At 39.1% G+C, this 17,986-nt stretch carries 17 protein-coding genes and 1 other RNA gene; 12 read left to right on the forward strand and 6 right to left on the reverse strand.

Annotation, left to right across the window (positions count from 1 at the left end):
* The first annotated feature begins 54 nt into the window (after window positions 1–54).
* The 5 genes from petA (at window position 55) to LOS73_RS03445 (ending at window position 3,799) form a co-directional block, all read left to right on the forward strand.
* Entirely contained in the window at window positions 55–645 is a 591-nt protein-coding gene (gene petA, locus LOS73_RS03425; RefSeq protein WP_007378319.1) for a ubiquinol-cytochrome c reductase iron-sulfur subunit, read from the forward strand.
* On the forward strand, window positions 645–1,910 hold the full coding sequence (locus LOS73_RS03430) for a cytochrome b (RefSeq protein WP_457934489.1): 1,266 nt from the start codon (window positions 645–647) through the stop codon (window positions 1,908–1,910). The genes petA and LOS73_RS03430 overlap by 1 nt, the downstream gene beginning before the upstream one ends.
* Window positions 1,907–2,656: a cytochrome c1 gene (locus LOS73_RS03435; RefSeq protein ID WP_008135840.1), complete on the forward strand. Its 750-nt coding sequence runs from the start codon at window positions 1,907–1,909 to the stop codon at window positions 2,654–2,656. Before LOS73_RS03430 ends, LOS73_RS03435 begins: the two co-directional genes overlap by 4 nt.
* Window positions 2,657–2,735: 79 nt before the next feature.
* Window positions 2,736–3,362, forward strand: a complete 627-nt coding sequence (gene sspA / locus LOS73_RS03440; protein ID WP_007378322.1) for a stringent starvation protein SspA — start codon at window positions 2,736–2,738, stop codon at window positions 3,360–3,362.
* Window positions 3,362–3,799 carry a ClpXP protease specificity-enhancing factor gene (locus tag LOS73_RS03445; RefSeq protein WP_007378323.1) on the forward strand — a complete coding sequence of 146 codons (438 nt, stop codon included), beginning with the start codon at window positions 3,362–3,364 and terminating at the stop codon, window positions 3,797–3,799. The genes sspA and LOS73_RS03445 overlap by 1 nt, the downstream gene beginning before the upstream one ends.
* A gap of 98 nt (window positions 3,800–3,897) precedes the next feature.
* Here LOS73_RS03445 and dolP read toward each other — a convergent pair whose 3' ends face one another.
* Genes dolP through LOS73_RS03465 form a run of 4 tightly spaced genes read right to left on the reverse strand, consistent with a single transcriptional unit; the run spans window position 3,898 to window position 7,370 of the window.
* Window positions 3,898–4,464 (reverse strand): division/outer membrane stress-associated lipid-binding lipoprotein, encoded by a 567-nt coding sequence (dolP, locus tag LOS73_RS03450; RefSeq protein ID WP_008134588.1) that lies wholly within the window; start codon window positions 4,462–4,464, stop codon window positions 3,898–3,900.
* Window positions 4,457–5,050, reverse strand: a complete 594-nt coding sequence (locus LOS73_RS03455; protein ID WP_007379077.1) for an SIS domain-containing protein — start codon at window positions 5,048–5,050, stop codon at window positions 4,457–4,459. The genes dolP and LOS73_RS03455 overlap by 8 nt, the downstream gene beginning before the upstream one ends.
* Before the next feature lie 60 nt (window positions 5,051–5,110).
* The gene (locus LOS73_RS03460) at window positions 5,111–5,482 is read right to left on the reverse strand and encodes a YraN family protein (RefSeq protein ID WP_007379078.1); all 372 of its coding nucleotides are present in this window, start codon (window positions 5,480–5,482) and stop codon (window positions 5,111–5,113) included.
* A gap of 10 nt (window positions 5,483–5,492) precedes the next feature.
* Window positions 5,493–7,370, reverse strand: coding sequence for a penicillin-binding protein activator (locus LOS73_RS03465; protein ID WP_457934490.1), 1,878 nt, complete (start codon window positions 7,368–7,370; stop codon window positions 5,493–5,495).
* Window positions 7,371–7,431: 61 nt separating this feature from the next.
* On the opposite strand from LOS73_RS03465, the gene rsmI reads away from it, so the two are divergent.
* From rsmI to LOS73_RS03480, 3 genes are all read left to right on the forward strand, one after another.
* On the forward strand, window positions 7,432–8,289 hold the full coding sequence (gene rsmI, locus LOS73_RS03470; protein ID WP_033029532.1) for a 16S rRNA (cytidine(1402)-2'-O)-methyltransferase: 858 nt from the start codon (window positions 7,432–7,434) through the stop codon (window positions 8,287–8,289).
* Between the two features lie 41 nt (window positions 8,290–8,330).
* An RNA gene (gene rnpB / locus LOS73_RS03475) (RNase P RNA component class A) lies at window positions 8,331–8,708 on the forward strand.
* A gap of 252 nt (window positions 8,709–8,960) precedes the next feature.
* Complete coding sequence (locus tag LOS73_RS03480) at window positions 8,961–11,882, forward strand: RICIN domain-containing protein (protein ID WP_457934491.1); 2,922 nt, start codon at window positions 8,961–8,963, stop codon at window positions 11,880–11,882.
* 863 nt (window positions 11,883–12,745) lie between these two features.
* On the opposite strand, the gene LOS73_RS03485 is transcribed toward LOS73_RS03480, so the two are convergent.
* Window positions 12,746–12,937: a hypothetical protein gene (locus LOS73_RS03485; protein ID WP_007378921.1), complete on the reverse strand. Its 192-nt coding sequence runs from the start codon at window positions 12,935–12,937 to the stop codon at window positions 12,746–12,748.
* A 58-nt stretch (window positions 12,938–12,995) separates the two neighbouring features.
* Complete coding sequence (locus tag LOS73_RS03490) at window positions 12,996–13,169, reverse strand: DUF1328 domain-containing protein (protein WP_002961939.1); 174 nt, start codon at window positions 13,167–13,169, stop codon at window positions 12,996–12,998.
* A 519-nt stretch (window positions 13,170–13,688) separates the two neighbouring features.
* On the opposite strand from LOS73_RS03490, the gene LOS73_RS03495 reads away from it, so the two are divergent.
* From LOS73_RS03495 to LOS73_RS03510, 4 genes are all read left to right on the forward strand, one after another.
* Window positions 13,689–13,931 (forward strand): OadG family protein, encoded by a 243-nt coding sequence (locus tag LOS73_RS03495; RefSeq protein WP_007583814.1) that lies wholly within the window; start codon window positions 13,689–13,691, stop codon window positions 13,929–13,931.
* Window positions 13,932–13,942: 11 nt separating this feature from the next.
* A complete protein-coding gene (oadA, locus tag LOS73_RS03500) occupies window positions 13,943–15,724 on the forward strand; it encodes a sodium-extruding oxaloacetate decarboxylase subunit alpha (RefSeq protein WP_033039644.1) in 1,782 nt (593 codons plus the stop codon).
* Between the two features lie 13 nt (window positions 15,725–15,737).
* The gene (locus tag LOS73_RS03505) at window positions 15,738–16,868 is read left to right on the forward strand and encodes a sodium ion-translocating decarboxylase subunit beta (protein WP_076925246.1); all 1,131 of its coding nucleotides are present in this window, start codon (window positions 15,738–15,740) and stop codon (window positions 16,866–16,868) included.
* A gap of 139 nt (window positions 16,869–17,007) precedes the next feature.
* Window positions 17,008–17,979 (forward strand): aldo/keto reductase, encoded by a 972-nt coding sequence (locus tag LOS73_RS03510; protein ID WP_457934492.1) that lies wholly within the window; start codon window positions 17,008–17,010, stop codon window positions 17,977–17,979.
* Window positions 17,980–17,986 lie beyond the last annotated feature (7 nt).

A 17,986-nucleotide genomic window follows, 5' to 3' on the forward strand; every position in this document is an offset into this window, starting at 1 on the left:
TAACTGATGTTCTCAATATAGCAAGTGTTGAGAATCGTAAGTGGAGATAAGTGGATGAGCAATGCGCCTGTAGACAATGGCCGACGTCGCTTTTTAACCATAGCTACCTCTGTTGTTGGTGGTGTTGGTGCGGCTGGGGCTGCTGTTCCTTTTATTGCGTCTTGGAATCCAAGTGAGCGAGCTAAATCTGCGGGTGCGCCTGTGGAAGTAGATATCAGCAAACTTGAGCCGGGACAATTAATACGTGTCGAGTGGCGTGGTAAACCTGTATGGGTTGTATCACGTACCCCAAAAATGCTTGAGCAGATGAAAGAACATGAAGGTCAACTTCGTGATCCACAATCGCAAGAGCCACAACAATTAGAATCATCAACAAATGATTACCGTTCATTACGCCCAGAAATATTTTTGGCTGTAGGTATTTGTACGCATTTAGGGTGTTCTCCTGGCTTTTTACAAGGTAACTTTGGCGAAAAAGTAGAAGGGACTGACGATGGTTTCTACTGCCCATGCCACGGTTCTAAATTTGATATGGCTGGCCGAGTTTTTCAATCGGTACCTGCACCATTAAACTTAGAAATACCACCTTATACTTTTCTAGATGAAACCACTATTTTAGTGGGCGAAGAAAGAGGGGTAGTCTAATGTTTGGTAAGATTATTGGTTGGATAGACGACCGAATCCCAATGACACGTGTTTGGAATATGCACATTGCACAGTATCCAGCACCTAAAAACTTTAACTTCTGGTACTTTTTTGGCTCACTAGCCATGCTGGTACTAGTAAACCAAATTCTTACAGGTATTTGGTTAACGATGAACTTTGTGCCATCTGCTGAGGGCGCATTCGCTTCGGTTGAATACATCATGCGTGATGTAGAATATGGCTGGTTATTGCGTTACTTGCACTCAACAGGTGCTTCAGCGTTTTTCATCGTTGTATATATGCATATGTTCCGTGGCATGATCTACGGTTCTTACCAAAAGCCACGTGAATTACTGTGGTTATTCGGTATGTTTATTTTCTTGGCATTAATGGCTGAAGCGTTCATGGGGTACTTATTACCTTGGGGTCAAATGTCATTTTGGGGTGCGCAGGTAATCATTTCTCTATTCGGTGCAATTCCGGTTATTGGTGATGACTTAACACTTTGGATCCGTGGCGACTACGTAATATCGGGTGCAACGCTTAACCGCTTCTTTGCATTACATGTAATTGCACTCCCACTGGTTATCGTAATCTTAGTTTTCTTACACATTGTTGCATTGCATGAAGTGGGTTCAAATAACCCCGAAGGTATTGAAATTAAGCGTAAGAAAGGCTCTGTAGCTGAAGAAGATAAACCTAAATTTAAATTTCATGAGTATTACACTGACAAAAAAGATATTGTTGATGCAATACCGTTCCACCCTTACTACACAGTTAAAGATATTGTGGGTGTGGTTGGTTTCTTAATATTGTTCTGTTGGGTTGTGTTTTTTATGCCTGCGATGAATGGCTTCTTTTTAGAAGGTCCAAACTTCGAAGCAGCTAACCCTCTTAAAACACCAGAGCACATTTTCCCAGTCTGGTACTTTACGCCATTCTATGCAATCTTACGCGCAATCCCTGATAAGCTTATCGGTGTTGCAGCAATGGGAGCATCGATTGTTGTACTTGCGTTACTACCTTGGATAGACCGTGGTAGAGTGAAATCGGTTCGTTACCGTTGTGGTTTCCATAAATGGAACATTGCAGGTTTTGTTGTTACTTTCGTTCTTTTAGGTTGGGTGGGTGCAACTCCACAAACAGACCTTAAGACGATAATTTCTCAAATCTGTACTGTGACTTACTTTATGTTCTTCGTACTGTTGTTTGTATACAGTAAGAACGAAAAAACTAAGCCATTGCCAGAGAGGTTAACGAAATGATGAAAAAGCTTATTATTGGTTTATTTGCTTTATCAGTAAACTTGTTGCCGAACATGGTTATGGCAGCAGGTCCATCGGTTCCTTTAATGGAAGCGAATAACGACCTTACTGATCAACCATCTCTACAGCGCGGTGCAAAGTTGTTCATGAACTACTGTCTTGGTTGTCACCAAATGCAGTATCAACGTTATGAACGTACTTTTCGCGATATTGGTATCCCAACAGAGGTTGGTTTAGAACAATTGATTTTTGATGGTTCTAAAGTCGGTAGCCATATTACTAACGCGATTACAAAAGATGATGCAGCAAAATGGTTTGGTGCGGCTCCGCCGGATTTAACGCTAATTGCTCGTGTAAAATCACCAGATTATATTTACACGTACTTAAAATCGTTTTATAAAGATGAATCTCGCCCGTTTGGTGTAAATAACATTGTTTTCCCATCTGTTGGTATGCCTCATGTTCTTCAAGAGCTGCAAGGTTTGCCAACGCCAATTACTGAAGAAGTAGAAGAGCATGGTCACACTGTGACTAAAGTTATTGCTACTGAAACAGATGGTACGGGTGAACTAAGCGTAGATGAATACGACCAAGCAGCTCGTGATTTAACGAACTTCCTTGAGTACGTGGGTGAACCTTCACGTCTTGAGTCGGAAGCATTAGGTATTAAGGTAATCGGATTTTTAATTATCCTGTTTATCTTGGCATTTATGCTTAAGAAAGAATACTGGAGAGATGTTCATTAAGTTTGAACATATTTAAAGGTAATTTTGCAATAGGGGCTTAAGCCCCTATTGCTGTTTTAGTGATTTAATGGAGGTAGGCATGGCCGTAGCTGCCAATAAGCGCCCTGTAATGACCCTTTTTTCTGGGGCTAACTGTATGTATAGCCACCAAGTACGAATTGTACTTGCGGAAAAAGGTGTAAGTGTAGATATTCATTTGGCTGAAAAAGATAACCTGCCAGAAGCACTTCACGAAATTAACCCTTACGGTACAGTGCCAACACTGATTGACCGTGAGCTTGGTTTATATCAGGCAAATATCATCATGGAATACCTTGATGAACGTTTTCCTCATCCTCCACTAATGCCTGTATACCCGGTAATGCGTGGTCGTAGCCGTTTAATGATGCACCGTATTGATACAGATTGGTACAGCCTAGCTGAAAAAATCATCAATAACGCATCTGATGCAGCTCAAGCTCGTAAAGAGTTAACAGAAGCATTACTAGCTGTAGCACCTATCTTTAGTGAAGCTCCTTACTTTATGAGTGAAGAGTTTAGCTTAGTGGATTGTTACTTAGCTCCACTACTGTGGCGTTTACCAGAGTTTGGTATTGAGCTTAATGGTGCTGGTTCTAAAGAGCTTAAAGAATACATGATCCGTTTATTTGAACGTGAGTCATTCCAAGCTTCTTTAACTGAAGCTGAGCGTGAGATTCGTTTATAATGACGCCTAATCGTCCTTATTTATTACGTGCTTTTTTTGATTGGATAGTTGATAACGAATGCACGCCACATTTAGTGGTAGACGCTGGGTTTGCTAATGTACAAGTGCCTACACAGTTTGTTCAAGACGGACAAATTGTTTTAAACATAAGTCCATCAGCAGTCACACAGTTTTCGTTAGACCTAACCCAACTTAGCTTTAACGCGCGCTTTGGTGGTCAGCCAATGCAAGTGTATGTGCCCTTAGGTGCAGTGCTGGCAATATATGCACGTGAAAATGGTGAAGGTACGGTCTTTACAGCAGACGAGTTTTTAGGGGACGAAGACGACTTTGCTCCAGAGCTTGAAAGTGTTGACTCATCAGCTGAATTTATTGATGAAGCACCACCAGAAAAGCCTGAAAAGAAAAAAGGCTCTCATTTACGTGTTATTAAATAATACATAAATGCCAAAAAAAACCGCTTATTAAGCGGTTTTTTTATGCCTGATACAAAAGCGAGCCGGTGTATGTAATTAGGCTATCTATCATTTTACAACTACATATATTCAAAAACTTTTATTACGCGTTCAACGCCAGATACATTACGTGCAATGTTTACTGCTTGATTAGATTCAGACTCAGAGACTAATCCCATTAAAAATACTTCACCGTTCTCAGTAACTACCTTAATATTATTGCTACTAATATTCTTTGCAGTGAGTAGCTGCGCTTTTACTTTTGAGGTTAACCATGAGTCGTGGGTTTGTGTGGTGATACCAATATTTGATCCAATACGGATTTGATTATGAATTTTACGAATACCAGCAACGTCTTCAATTGTACGTTGAGCTTCACCTTTCATTTCTTGATTTGCAACTTGACCAACTAATAAAACGATACCGTTTACGCTTACTGCATTGATATTAGCAAATTTCTCAAGGCGCTCTACCTCACTCAAGGCAATGCTGGCTTTTATCTCAATATTGTTATCATCAATTTGTGAGCCAATAGTGCGGCGATCGTTCGCTGCTGTTACTGCACTAGCTGTACCTGCAACAATAGCGGCCGCACAGCCTTGCAATAATACAACAGTACTTAAAACAATAAGGGAGCGTTTAAACATAGTTTTCATCCTGTGGAAAGAGGGTTAAATCAACAAGTTCGCTTAAACAGTGTAAGTTAACTAAATGCGATTCGATAATACGGCTAGGGCGCTTAGAAGGGGTTCTAATTTCAACGTCATTAGGGCCAAGTAAGCCAACTAATTCCCCTCCATCATCACCGACCATCACGATTACTTTCATATCTTTAGTAAGTGCAGCCTCTACAGCAGAAATAATATGTTTTTCGTTACCGTTTATAGCAAGTGCAAGAAGTAAATCCCCTTGCTGGGCAAAAGCACGAACTTGTCGCGCAAATGTATCGTGATCATCGCCTTGGTTATTTTGACCTAAATTTATATTTTCTTGAGACAAAGCTATCGCGGGGAGACACGGCCGCTCAGTTTCATAATGGTTAACAAGTACACCCGCAATATGTTGGGCTAGCATATGGCAATTTGCAGTGCCGCAACAAATGAGTTTATTACCGTTTATCAAGCTTTGTGCAATGGTAAATGCTGCTGATTCAAGTGCACTGGGTAATACTTCACCTGCAGCGATTTGTACTTGAATGCTCTCTGTAAAAATTTCTTTAATTGTATCTTGCATAGCCTACCAATAATTTATACTTAATCTTTATATGAACTTAAGCCTATATTGCCTAAGTATTTAAAATACGTTTTTAAGCCAGTTAATTTTGGGAGATGATTCTCCTGTAATGGCTACATAATCAATTCTAAGCGCTTCATTTGTTAAGTTTTTAGCGGCTAAGTAATGATAAATACTGCGTTTTAGTCTTGCCTGCTTCTGCGGGCTTAATGCATAATTAGCGCCGCCGCGCGCATTGTTTTTGCGAAATTTAACTTCTACAAAAACAAGGGTGTCACCTTCTTTCATAATGACATCAAGCTCACCAAAGGGGCAGTAATAATTACGCTCAATGGGGGTTAATCCCTGAGATACCAAATATTTTTGCGCTTGGAGCTCATAATATTGACCTTTTTCACGGCTATTTTGCCACAGCTCTTTAAACCACGACATGTCGCCCCCTTTAATTACTTGTTTGTATTGTATTTGCAGATTGCATAAATAGTGGTATTGGGCGCTGCGTTTTTAACTGCACAGGTTTTATACGACGATTAGAATACTGCGCCCAATTTAATGTTCGCTCTATGTGCCCACTGCTGTTTATAGATAACTTACCGCTTAAACCACTAAATTCGTTGCCAGGCACAATACTTAGTTGCCTTATTTCTGGAAGTACTAATATTGCATCATACGCCATAGCAAATAAACGCTGGCTTATATCAACTTGTTCAGGCCATAAAGTGTCATATTGTGCTCGTAAGGTATGTAGTTTAACTTGTGAGTTAAGCATCCATGGGAGCTCAGTAAAATACAGTCCTTCTAGATCACCTTTATCTGTACGGTCAATTTGTTTGCTATGACTTTTAGAGCTGGCATAAAGTGGGATACGATCAGCAAATGTACTTACATTTACATCAAGGTAAGGTTTAATTAAACGGGTTTCTATTGCATCACCTAAAATGTAAATAACATCTATGTCACTACGCGATCGCGTTTCGTTTTCTACTTCTTGTTTAAAAAGTGCTTTTACAGTTTTTATACGCTCTTTAGACTTATCAACTTCTAGTAAGCTGGTAATTGTATTAGGCATATCTTTTTTATCATTATACAGGCCAATCTGAGGTTTGGTTTCACTGTAGCGTTGCCACTGTAAATTAAAGTAGTCAATTAAACGTTGGCCATTTACATTATTAGGTGCAAGCAACATTGGTTTTTGGTAGCCCATGGCTAAAAAGTGTTCTAAAGCTTGTTCTACTTCGTGTTCAGGACTCAGCGCAAAGAAGTAATGCTGCAATGAAATACGCTCACCATCAAAAGTATTTAAATGCAGAGCCGGTATATTTATCAAGGTATTAGCTGCTGTAAGTTTATCAATATTGGCTTTTAACAAAGGTCCAACAACAAAGTCGGGGTTTATTTCCTCAATTTTTGCTGCAAGTTCTTCAGTGTTTAGGTTTTCATCTAGAAACAGAGTTTCACTAATGTTTTGTTTATCAAGCGCAGCTAGAACACCGGCTTTGAGTGCATCGCCTAATCGCTCATTTGGGCCTGATTGTGGGAGCAGTATAACTAAACGTTCTATATTTATAGGGGAAAACTCTGTAAACAATTCATCTTGTTTAGGTAATACCGTTACCGCTGGGTGTCCAACATAGCGGCGTCGCCAGTTATTGATTGCTTGATCTAACTCAACACCGCTGCTTGTATATACTTGATGATATAAGGCAAGGTTAGCCCAACCTTGTTGAATTACTGAACCTCGGTTAAAGCGCTCTAATGCATAAGATGACAGTTTTTTTAAGTTATCCCACAAGTTTTGATTAAGCTGTGGGATCTCAATATTATTCTTAGCTGCTGTCTCAGATGCCCTAAAGAAATAAGGGGCCGCTTTTTTAGGAAAATTTTGTGATGCGTAAATACTGGCAGTTAAAAACTGATGCCATGCAAAGTGCTCGGGTTGGGTTAGTTGCCCGTCTAGCGATTGTAGAATAACCAAGGCTTGAGCATTTTTATCCTGTTGTTTTTGCGCAAACGCAATATAAAGACGGTTTTGAATTTGATCAACACTGGCTGTTAATTCAAGGTCGCTACCTATTTTTTCTAGTAGCGGCCAGTTTTGCTCTGTAATAGCTGCATCTCTTGCGCTATACAACAATTGTATTTTATCAGCCCCTTGACGATTTTGAGCCAATTGATAGATAGATTGTGCGCTGGTAGCTTGATTTTTTAATGCATTTGCACTGTTACTGAAGTTATCACTGTTTTTAGTTGGTTTTTCGGTTGTGCTGCACGCCGATAACCCTGACAATATAATTAATAGACTAACTAGTTTAAGTCGCACAATGATTTCCCAATACGTTAACGCGATTTGCTTATATTACTGACTGACGCAGGAGACCTCAATGTTAAATGAGGAGAATTCACAGAAAATTGGCACTCTTTACATTGTAGCCACCCCAATTGGCAATTATGACGACTTAAGTCAGCGTGCAATCGCGACATTATCGCAGGTTGACTTAATAGCTGCTGAAGATACTCGCCATACCGGCAAGCTACTTAGCCACTTTGGTATCAAGGCTAAAACATTCGCATTACACGACCACAACGAAAAGCAAAAAGCACAACAAATTATTGATCAACTTAATCAAGGTTTAAATATTGCTTTAGTATCTGACGCTGGTACACCACTAATTAGTGATCCAGGCTACGCGGTTGTAAACTTATGCCGTGAGCAAGGCGCGCATGTTACACCTATACCTGGTGCGTGTGCTGCTATTACCGCTGTATGTTGTTCTGGTTTACCCACTGACCGCTTTCAGTTTTTAGGCTTTACGCCAGCTAAAAGCAAAGCTCGGCAAGACTTTTTTACCGAAGCTGTTAACTCAGGTATCACCAGCATAATGTACGAAAGTACGCACCGTATTATGGCAAGCCTTGATGATTTAGCACTAGCACTTGGCGACGATCAACACGTTGTGTTTGCTAAAGAGCTAACCAAAACCTTTGAAACATTTTTTAATGGTAGTGTAAGTGAGCTTAAACAGTTTTTAACAGATGATCCTACCAAGCAGCGCGGCGAAATAGTGCTGATGCTTGCGGGCAAACCAAAGCAAATAGACGATGTTCCGCCTGAAGCGCGCAAAATGTTGGCACTTCTTGAGAGTGAAATGCCAATGAAAAAAGCCTGTGGCGTGGTTGCTGAATACTTTGGAATGAAGAAAAACGCTTTATACAAAACAATTATTGAAGAAAAAGAGTAAATTTTACTGCGCTTGGTATTAGCCTCATGTATACTGCGCGCCGAGTCAGCCAAGATGATCGCTGCCTGTGACGAAAATGATCAGGGGGAGGAAAGTCCGGGCTCCATAGGGCAGAGTGCCAGCTAACGGCTGGGGGGCGTGAGCCCACGACAAGTGCAGCAGAGAGGAGACCGCCAACTTCGGTTGGTAAGGGTGAAAGGGTGCGGTAAGAGCGCACCGGGCCGCTAGTAATAGTCGGTTGCAAGGTAAACTCCACTCGGAGCAAGACCAAATAGGGTTCTATCATTTTAAATAATGAACGCGTGGCCCACGTGAGAACCGGGTAGGTTGCTTGAGCCATAGAGCGATTTATGGCCTAGACGAATGATTATCACTTTCTTCGGAAAGGACAAAACCCGGCTTACCGGCTGACTCACTCATTCAATAAAAAAGCCCGCAGTTAACGCTGCGGGCTTTTTTGTGTTTACAGGTAATTTGACTCCAGTTCATATTTTATTATCAATAATTTCCTATTTATAAATTAACTTCCTATACTTTATGGCTATAAATATCTTATGCTAAATGATATCTATTTATATTTGTTTTTCCGTTAAAATACGACAAATTACCGATACCTTGATGTACCTTCTGTGGGTACTGTTGGTTTTTAAATCAACAGTAACAGGTGAAATATGAAGTTTCGTTTGAGTTTAGGCTCTAAATTAGGGGCTGTATTTGTGGCCTCATTAGGTTTCATGAATGCATCAATTGCAGCTACAACGGCTACAATTGATTTTAAAACAAAAAAATATATCGGGGGTATCTCAGAGCTTGACCGCTCAAAATATTTTAATATACATGGAATAAGCTCTACAAATAACATGACGATTGCCGAGTTAGATTTTATTAAGAATGAGCTACATGCTGATTACGGACGAATTTTTTGGAGCCCTTTTTCAGCCCATAAAGGGGGGGCGCCTTATCCAAGCCAAGCAGATATTATTTCAAGTGGGAAAAGAAATATAGCTAATACAAAAAACTCTAATAAATTTCCTTATTTTTCTAATAATTATGTTGTCACAGATCACCCTCGAAATACGATGTCAGGAACACAGGATCCTGTTCTAGCCGCAACTTGGGCTGCAAATTACTTTAAACATAATTACGATGATATCACTCGCCCTGCTTTTTATGAGCCTATGAATGAACCTTTTGTTCATGCTGGAGATTTTGGTAACGACCAAGAAGCTGTTCGGACACATATGACTAATATTTTTAAAGAAATTGGTAAGAGGTTTGATCAAGAAGGAATTTCAACAAAAGTAATTGGTTATTCAAGTGCTTGGCCATCAATGGAGTTATGGGATTTTAATCATTTCAATGGACGAATGAAAAATTTCATGGACAAAGCAGGCCCTTATATGGATGGGTTTTCTATACATCCGTATGATGGTGTGAATGTAACAGGGGCTAGTAATGAACGTTCAGGTAGTAATGTTGAGTCATTATTAGATTTACTCGAAACTTATAGTCATTTTAAATGGAATACAGTTAAACCTATTGCGATTACTGAATACGGTGGAATAGAAAAAGGCTTTGGTGAAAGATATTCAGATATTCGTTCTGCCCAGTCACTATTGTCACAAAATAAAATGATTATGCAATTTTTTGATAGACAAGATCGCCTTCTTACAACCATTCCTTTTAACACGATGAAGAGCAGCTGGCATTACAATGCAGGGAATAACTGGAACCCATATGGAGCTGATCTACTTCGTCCTGATATAAATAGCATTGTGAATGGTAAGCCTACAAATTTTTTGTGGACAAAAAGAGCTGACTTTTATCGTTTATGGTCTGATGTAAAAGGTAATCGTGTAAAAGTAACGACTACAAATCCAGACATCCAGGTAAATGCTTTTGTAAACGGAAAAAAGGCATACGTTGCTTTAAATACCCTCTCCGATTCTTGGGAATCCGTCGATTTAGATTTTGTGAATAGCTTAGGTAATATCACTAAAGTAAAGCAAAAGCACTTAGTTGTTCGAAGTAATAAAAACCCTACTTACTCAGAAGGTTATGTTCCTTCGCCAATTAACTTCGCTATGGAACCTGGTAGTACTGTGGTGTGGGAATACACTTTTGAAGAACCAATATATTTTGAGGGTGAACAACAAGTCAATCAGTATTACGCAGCAGAACATTTAGTGCCTATTTTAGCTGATACTAGTCATACATTTTCGTTTAACGGTGTAAATGTAAAAGCGGGGGAATCGGTTATCAGAATGAGCCTAGGTCGTAATCACGGTGCATCTTTACAGCCTATCGTTAAAGTAAATGGCGTTGAAGTAAATGTAAATCAGAATTGGAAGGGAGGAGAGCAGTCGTCTAGGGGATCGTTTTTCGGTGTGATCGAAGTACCTGTAGAAAACGCTCTATTATCTGAAAATAATACAGTGAGTGTTACCTTTTCGGATAAAGGCGGAAGAATCGCCTCTATGGTATTACAAGTAAATAATGAATCTAGTGAAACCGTAGCTGATGAAACTGCAAAATTTGCTTATGCTATTAACAGTCTCCCAAGTGCAAGTAGCTACGATATTGCTGTAGATTATAGTGTTAGTAAAAAAAGAGACTTAGTCTTAGAGCTATGGAAAAATAATGTATGGGTTTCACAAAAAAAGATTACTGTTGCGGCTGGTAGTTCACAAGCTGTGTTTACTATCGATACAGTTACACCAACAGTAGAAGGGGAAACAGGCTATGCATTCAAATTAAGTGTTAGGCCTGAAGGTGGTGATTGGAAAACTGCCCTAGAATATAAAGTGATATCAAATATTTCAATTGAGAATAATGTAATTCCATCGGCAGATAATTTTATTTTTAGTGAGGTGGTGACAAGGCTTGAAAGTAAGTTAGCACATATCTTTACGGTTGATTACGCAGCTACTGAAGAACGAGATGTCGTAGTTGAGATTTGGCAGAAAGATCAGTGGTTAGCGCAAGGCCGAGTGAGAGTTGGGCCCAAAACTGATAAAGTTGATGTAAAGGTCGTGCTGAGTACTCCACCTGTAATCGGAACAGAAGGCTATATTTTAAAAGGCTCAATTCGCCCTGTAGATGGAGATTGGAGAACAAATTTAGTGGCAACTAATCAAGTTGGCATTTCAGTTGCTGGTGTTGTCCCCCCTAAAGGGAATGTGTCACTTGTATCTAAAAGCAGTAATAAGTGTTTAGATGTTGAAAAAGGTAAGCAAGAAGATGGAGTGAAGCTTCAGCAATACACATGTTCAGATAATAATACTAACCAACTCTTTTTGTTTGAAAAACGCTTGAATGGTTATTGGGGGATTAGGAATGTTTCAACGAACAAGTGTATAGATAAAACATCTTCGATTCAAAGTGGAGCACTTATCCATCAGTGGTCCTGCGATAAGTCAAATGATAACCAAGCATTTAAGCTCTTAGCTGAAGCAGGTGGTTATTTTCAACTACAAAATAAGCACAGTGAAAAGTGTATTGATATTTTAGGTGGAATTGATGGCATCAATAATGCCGTACAAATAACACAGTCTATATGTTCACAGAGTAACTCTCAGAGGTTTAGTTTCTAAAGTGATTAATTTTAAAGCTCAGAGTAAACTCTGGGCTTTATGTGCATTGAATAATAAAAAAATTAGATCCAGTAACATATTTTGCGTAACTGATAAGTAAAGAAAGCTATTTAAACTATCTCGAGTTCAATCATAAAGCTCTTCAATATCGTTTTTTAATTATTATATAGATAATGTTTTTATTTATGTCACTTCACGGGAGCGCGATCCAACACACTTCTAAATTCGAAAAGTAACCATTTAGACTACTGGTATTGTTGGTTTTTTGATGAAATATATAACTAAATACTTTTAAAGTTCATCATTTAACGTGGTCCCACCACTTATTTTAATTGGGTAACTTATATCGACTTTTACTACTTTTTATTCCAGCTGGCAATTTTTGTGGGATGTTTGAAAAGCTTTTGACTAATATAACCTGAACTCTGGATAATAAACCTATCTCGAACAGCTCTTTTGAGCGCTAACTATGTTGAATTTACTTGCAACAGGCCAGCTATTGACGCGTAAATTCGCCTTGTTTTCACTGAAAACCGCTGGCTAGAGAAAATAAATTTAAATATCACTATAATTCAATGTGTTAGTAAATCTATTAACCAGAGTTCAGGCTAATATAACAGTTGAAGATAATCATTTACTTAAGCTAACCTAAGAGTCGTGTATTGTATAGCAGTGCTTGGGTATAAAGCGTGGGGGAGTAATACAGCATAAATTGCGTAGTTAATATCATGCGGCAACATAAACTCAAAGCATCGGTTTTATTCTAGTACATAATCAATCGAGGCTGAGTTACATAACTTCCGTGAGGACGTATGAAGACAAAAAAACGGCTCTCGAGAGCCGCTTTTTTAGTAAAAGAAGAATTAACAATTAGTTTCTTCAGCGTTTACGCCTTCTTTAACATTTTCACATGCATCTTCTACTTTGTTTTGCACGTCAGTTACTGCTTCGTCAATACGTTCACCTGCGTCTTCTGCATGATTGTCTTCACAACCCATGATGAAAAAACTTGCGAATAGACCGATTAGTGCTGCTTTTACAGTTGTTGAATTCATAATGTAATTCCTTGTAAGTGTTAATTAAGTATAAGTGTTTGTTAGTTTTATGGATTATCTACCTGGGTGATTTACCACGTAGTGCACCTGAAACTAATGAAATCACTAAAAGTACTAAAAAGATAAAAAATATAATTTTTGCTATACCAGCTGCGGCACCTGCGATGCCACCAAAACCTAACACTGCAGCGATTAAAGCAATAACTAAAAATGTGATTGTCCAGCGTAACATTGTTTTCTCCTTGGTTTATAAATTTTGCTCACAATAACTAATGCCAGTTACATGCCAAAGTGTATTGTTGTTTAATATCATGTGTTTATGTTTTTTTGTGTGTTTTGGGCAATTAGTTGATTAGTAACTTTTACGCTTTGCTATGTAAGTTATTCACACCGTTACACATTGCTTGTAAATATTCACTAAATACATTTATCTTGGTAAGACCAATTAACAATTGATCCTTTGTTTTTGTGTTTCATATGATTTTTCATGTTTTTTTTATTTAACCGGATAGTTAATTAACAACTTATATATAACTATTAGCTATAGTCATTATTTCCTGTAACTATTGTAGGCTGCGTGATTGCAGGGTTCTGGTATGTAAATTAGTTGAGTTTTATGTTGATTATAGTTTAATTGGTTTTACCAATTTACAAGATGTAGACAAAATAATTAGTTTTGTTATTATCCAGTGAATAAATATTTAATTAAATCGATTTTTTATTTTCGATATGGGTTTCAAGGGGGAGAAAAATGGATATAGGTGCTCTACTCACAACGGCTGGTAGCTTAATGCTTACTGGTATGGTTGGGGTGTTTGTATTTCTGTCAATATTAATTGGTGCAGTAACGCTTATGTCTAATTTGGTGACGCGCTATAGCGAACCAGAAGCATCACCAGCTAAATCACCGTCTTTTAAATCTCAAGGTGTGCCTAATGAGCACATCGCTGCTATTAGTGCTGCCATTGCTCAGTACAAATCAAATAATAAATAAGGGGCACACACATGGCTAAATTAAAATTAACAGAATTGGTATTACGCGATGCGCACCAATCATTGCTCGCAACACGTATGCGTTTAGACGATATGCTACCGATTGCTAGCAAGTTAGATGATGCAGGTTATTGGTCTATTGAATCGTGGGGCGGTGCTACATTTGATTCGTGTATTCGTTATTTAGGCGAAGATCCGTGGGAGCGTATTCGTGCGCTTAAAAAAGCGATGCCTAATACTAAACAGCAAATGCTATTACGCGGTCAAAACCTATTAGGCTACCGCCATTACGCTGATGACGTAGTTGAAAAATTTGTAGAACGCGCACATAAAAATGGCGTTGACGTATTTCGTATATTTGATGCAATGAATGATGTACGTAACCTAGAAACAGCGATTAAAGCGGCTATAAAAGTAGGCGCGCACGCTCAAGGTACTATTTCGTACACAGTTAGCCCAGTTCATACACTTGATATGTGGCTGACTCTTGCTAAGCAATTAGAAGATTTAGGCTGCCATTCAATTTGTATTAAAGATATGGCGGGCTTATTAAAGCCTTACGATGCTGAAAAACTAATTAAAGCACTTAAAGAAACCGTATCGGTTCCTATTGCTATGCAGTGCCACGCTACAACAGGTTTAAGTACTGCTACTTACCAAAAAGCGATTGATGCAGGCATTGATATGCTCGATACCGCTATTTCATCAATGAGTATGACATATGGACATTCTGCAACTGAAACTATTGTATCGATAGTTGAAGGGACTGAGCGTGATACTGAGCTTGATTTAAACCACCTAGAAGAAATTGCTGCTTACTTTAGAGATGTGCGTAAAAAATATGCGGCATTTGAAGGTAGCTTAAAAGGGGTTGATGGCCGTATTTTATTAGCTCAAGTACCTGGTGGCATGCTTACAAACATGGAAAACCAACTTAAAGAGCAAGGCGCAGCCGATAAGCTTAATGAGGTTTTACTTGAGATCCCACGTGTACGTGAAGATCTTGGTTTTTTACCTTTAGTAACACCAACGTCGCAAATTGTTGGCACTCAAGCGGTACTTAATGTGCTAACAGGTGAGCGTTATAAAACAATTACTAAAGAAACTGCTGGCGTATTAAAAGGTGAATATGGCTTAACACCAGCACCAATGAATAAAGAGCTACAAGAGCGTGTGCTTGATGGAGCAGAAGTTATTACTTGTCGCCCTGCAGATAACATTGCACCTGAGCTTGCAACGCTTGAAGCTGAGTTATTAAAAGAAGCGCAAGAGCAAGGCTTAACACTGGCTGATGATCAAATTGATGACGTACTAACTTATGCATTATTCCCACAAGTTGGTTTGAAGTTTATTAAAAACCGCAACAACCCAGATGCATTTGAGCCAGTCCCTTCTGTTGAAGATAAAAGCGGTAAAGCACCTTCTAAATCAGCTTCAAATAATAACAAAGTGAAGGCTGAGCAGTACAGCGTAAAAGTAGATGGTAAAGTTTATGACGTAGTAGTGGCGAAAGGTGGTGAACTTAAGGAAGTAACATTAAAAGACTCTGAGCACATTCCTCAATCTGCTTCGGTTGCATCAGGTGAAACACTTAACGCGCCTCTAGCCGGTAATATTTTTAAGATTAAAGTTAAAGCTGGGCAAGTTGTTAACGAAGGTGATGTAGTGATTATTATGGAAGCCATGAAAATGGAAACTGAAATACGCGCGACGCATACCGGAACAATTGCTGAAGTGTTAGTTAGTGAAGGCGATGCTGTAACTACCGGCGACGCTATGATTGCATTAGCTTAGGAGTAAATAGAGGATGGACGGAATTTTAAACCTCTGGAATGCGACAGGCATTGCTAACTTTACAATCCCATCGTTAATAATGATTGCGGTAGGGTGTTTATTACTGTTTTTAGCGATAGCTAAAGGCTTTGAACCACTATTATTACTACCTATTGGTTTTGGTGCAATTTTAACAAATGTACCAGTGGCAGGTTTGTCAGACCCAGGTGGGCTTTTGTACTACGTTTATTATGTGGGTATTGATACGGGGATTTTTCCGCTGTTGATATTTATGGGAGTAGGGGCGCTGACCGACTTTAGCGCGCTTATTGCAAATCCACGCATGTTGTTATTAGGTGCGGCTGCACAGTTTGGTATTTTTGCTACATTGTTTGGCGCTATATTACTTAACTATGTGCCAGGTTTTGAATTTACTCTACAGGACGCATCGGCTATAGCCATTATAGGTGGTGCCGATGGGCCAACAGCAATATTTTTAGCATCAAAACTGGCACCTGATTTACTAGGCGCAATAGCAGTAGCTGCGTATTCATATATGGCACTTGTGCCAATTATTCAGCCGCCAATTATGCGTGCATTAACAACCCCAGAAGAACGTAAAATAAAAATGCCAGAGCTTCGCAAAGTATCTAAAAAGGAAAAGATTATTTTTCCTCTTATGGTGCTTAGTTTAACGGCTATGTTTTTACCGGCTGCTATACCGCTGGTAGGTATGTTTTGTTTAGGTAACTTAATGCGAGAGTCGGGTGTTGTTGATAGATTAAGTAACAGTGCTCAAAACGAAATCATCAATGTTACAACTATATTTTTAGGTTTAGCTGTAGGTTCAAAGCTTGCTGCAGATAAGTTTTTAACTGTTGAGACGATTGGTATTTTAGTGCTTGGCGCACTGGCTTTTGCAATTGGTACGGCATCTGGCGTATTTATGGCAAAAGGACTTAATCGAATATCTAAAACGCCTATAAATCCATTAATTGGGGCGGCAGGTGTATCGGCTGTGCCAATGGCGGCACGAGTAGTTAATAAAGTGGGCCTTGAAAGTAACCCTCATAACTTTTTACTTATGCATGCAATGGGACCAAACGTAGCAGGTGTACTTGGTAGTGCCGTTGCTGCGGGTATTTTATTAGCACTTGTTGGCTAATAATTAAAGTGGTAGTTAATAAATGATTTAGCGCAGTTTACTGCGCTTTTTTTTGCTTTTATTTCTCGTCGTTAATAGTTTCTTGTTTCTGTATTTTTGTTTAAAGTGGATGTTCTTCGCAATTTTAAGGATAGTCATAATGCTCCACACACCTTTAGCAAAATATTTACCTAATGTTAGTAAGCTTGTATTTGGATGTATGGGTCTGGGCGGCGGTTGGAATAAAGACGCAATCACTGACGCACATGTTAAGCAAGCTCATGAATGTATAGATAACGCCATTGAAAGTGGTATTAACTTTTTTGACCATGCTGATATTTATACCTTTGGTAAGGCCGAGCAAGTATTTGGTAAAGCGCTAAGTGAGCGAGCAGAGCTTAGAGAACATATATATATTCAATCTAAGTGTGGGATTCGATTTGAAGATGACTTAGGGCCGAAGCGTTATGATTTTTCAGCTAAATGGATTGAGCAATCAGTCGAAGCGTCCTTAAAGCGATTAAACACAGAGTACTTAGATGTACTTATGTTGCACCGCCCTGATCCACTCATGGAAGTTGATGAAATTGCACGTGTATTTAGTTGTTTAAAAGAAAGTGGTAAAGTACGCAATTTTGCAGTATCTAATATGCAGCAGCACCAAATGAACTTTTTACAACATGCGCTCGACATGCCAATTGTTGCCAATCAAATAGAAGCGAGCCTGCAAAAACATCAGTTTGTTGATGAAGGCATATATGCCGGTAACAGTGACGGTAAAGATCTTAATTTTACACCAGGCAGTATTGAGTACTGTCGCCATTTTGAAATCCAAATTCAAAGCTGGGGTAGTTTATGCCAAGGTTTGTACACTGGTCGTGATTTATCAAATGCATCGCAGGCCGATATAAACACCAGTATTTTAGTTAATAAGCTGGCAGCACTTTATGGTACTTCTGCTGAGGCAATTGTACTTGCATGGTTGCTTCGCCATCCCGCATCGATCCAACCAATTATTGGGACGACTAACGCTAAGCGAATTAAAGCCTCTTGTGATGCTGTAAATGTAGAGCTAACTCGTGATCATTGGTATGCACTTTATGTGAGCGCTAAAGGGCATGAGCTACCATAAGTAGGGC

The organism is Pseudoalteromonas sp. SCSIO 43210, assembly GCF_054133285.1.

What these genes read in the sequence shown, in the direction of transcription:
- sspA (WP_007378322.1), top strand. Translation starts at nt 2,736, where the DNA reads ATGGCCGTAGCTGCCAATAAGCGCCCTGTAATGACCCTTTTTTCTGGG.
- LOS73_RS03435 (WP_008135840.1), top strand. Translation starts at nt 1,907, where the DNA reads ATGATGAAAAAGCTTATTATTGGTTTATTTGCTTTATCAGTAAACTTG.
- LOS73_RS03505 (WP_076925246.1), top strand. Translation starts at nt 15,738, where the DNA reads ATGGACGGAATTTTAAACCTCTGGAATGCGACAGGCATTGCTAACTTT.
- petA (WP_007378319.1), top strand. Translation starts at nt 55, where the DNA reads ATGAGCAATGCGCCTGTAGACAATGGCCGACGTCGCTTTTTAACCATA.
- LOS73_RS03480 (WP_457934491.1), top strand. Translation starts at nt 8,961, where the DNA reads ATGAAGTTTCGTTTGAGTTTAGGCTCTAAATTAGGGGCTGTATTTGTG.
- LOS73_RS03445 (WP_007378323.1), top strand. Translation starts at nt 3,362, where the DNA reads ATGACGCCTAATCGTCCTTATTTATTACGTGCTTTTTTTGATTGGATA.
- LOS73_RS03455 (WP_007379077.1), bottom strand. Translation starts at nt 5,050, where the DNA reads ATGCAAGATACAATTAAAGAAATTTTTACAGAGAGCATTCAAGTACAA.
- oadA (WP_033039644.1), top strand. Translation starts at nt 13,943, where the DNA reads ATGGCTAAATTAAAATTAACAGAATTGGTATTACGCGATGCGCACCAA.
- LOS73_RS03430 (WP_457934489.1), top strand. Translation starts at nt 645, where the DNA reads ATGTTTGGTAAGATTATTGGTTGGATAGACGACCGAATCCCAATGACA.
- LOS73_RS03510 (WP_457934492.1), top strand. Translation starts at nt 17,008, where the DNA reads ATGCTCCACACACCTTTAGCAAAATATTTACCTAATGTTAGTAAGCTT.
- dolP (WP_008134588.1), bottom strand. Translation starts at nt 4,464, where the DNA reads ATGTTTAAACGCTCCCTTATTGTTTTAAGTACTGTTGTATTATTGCAA.
- LOS73_RS03460 (WP_007379078.1), bottom strand. Translation starts at nt 5,482, where the DNA reads ATGTCGTGGTTTAAAGAGCTGTGGCAAAATAGCCGTGAAAAAGGTCAA.
- LOS73_RS03490 (WP_002961939.1), bottom strand. Translation starts at nt 13,169, where the DNA reads ATGTTACGCTGGACAATCACATTTTTAGTTATTGCTTTAATCGCTGCA.
- LOS73_RS03485 (WP_007378921.1), bottom strand. Translation starts at nt 12,937, where the DNA reads ATGAATTCAACAACTGTAAAAGCAGCACTAATCGGTCTATTCGCAAGT.
- LOS73_RS03495 (WP_007583814.1), top strand. Translation starts at nt 13,689, where the DNA reads ATGGATATAGGTGCTCTACTCACAACGGCTGGTAGCTTAATGCTTACT.
- rsmI (WP_033029532.1), top strand. Translation starts at nt 7,432, where the DNA reads ATGTTAAATGAGGAGAATTCACAGAAAATTGGCACTCTTTACATTGTA.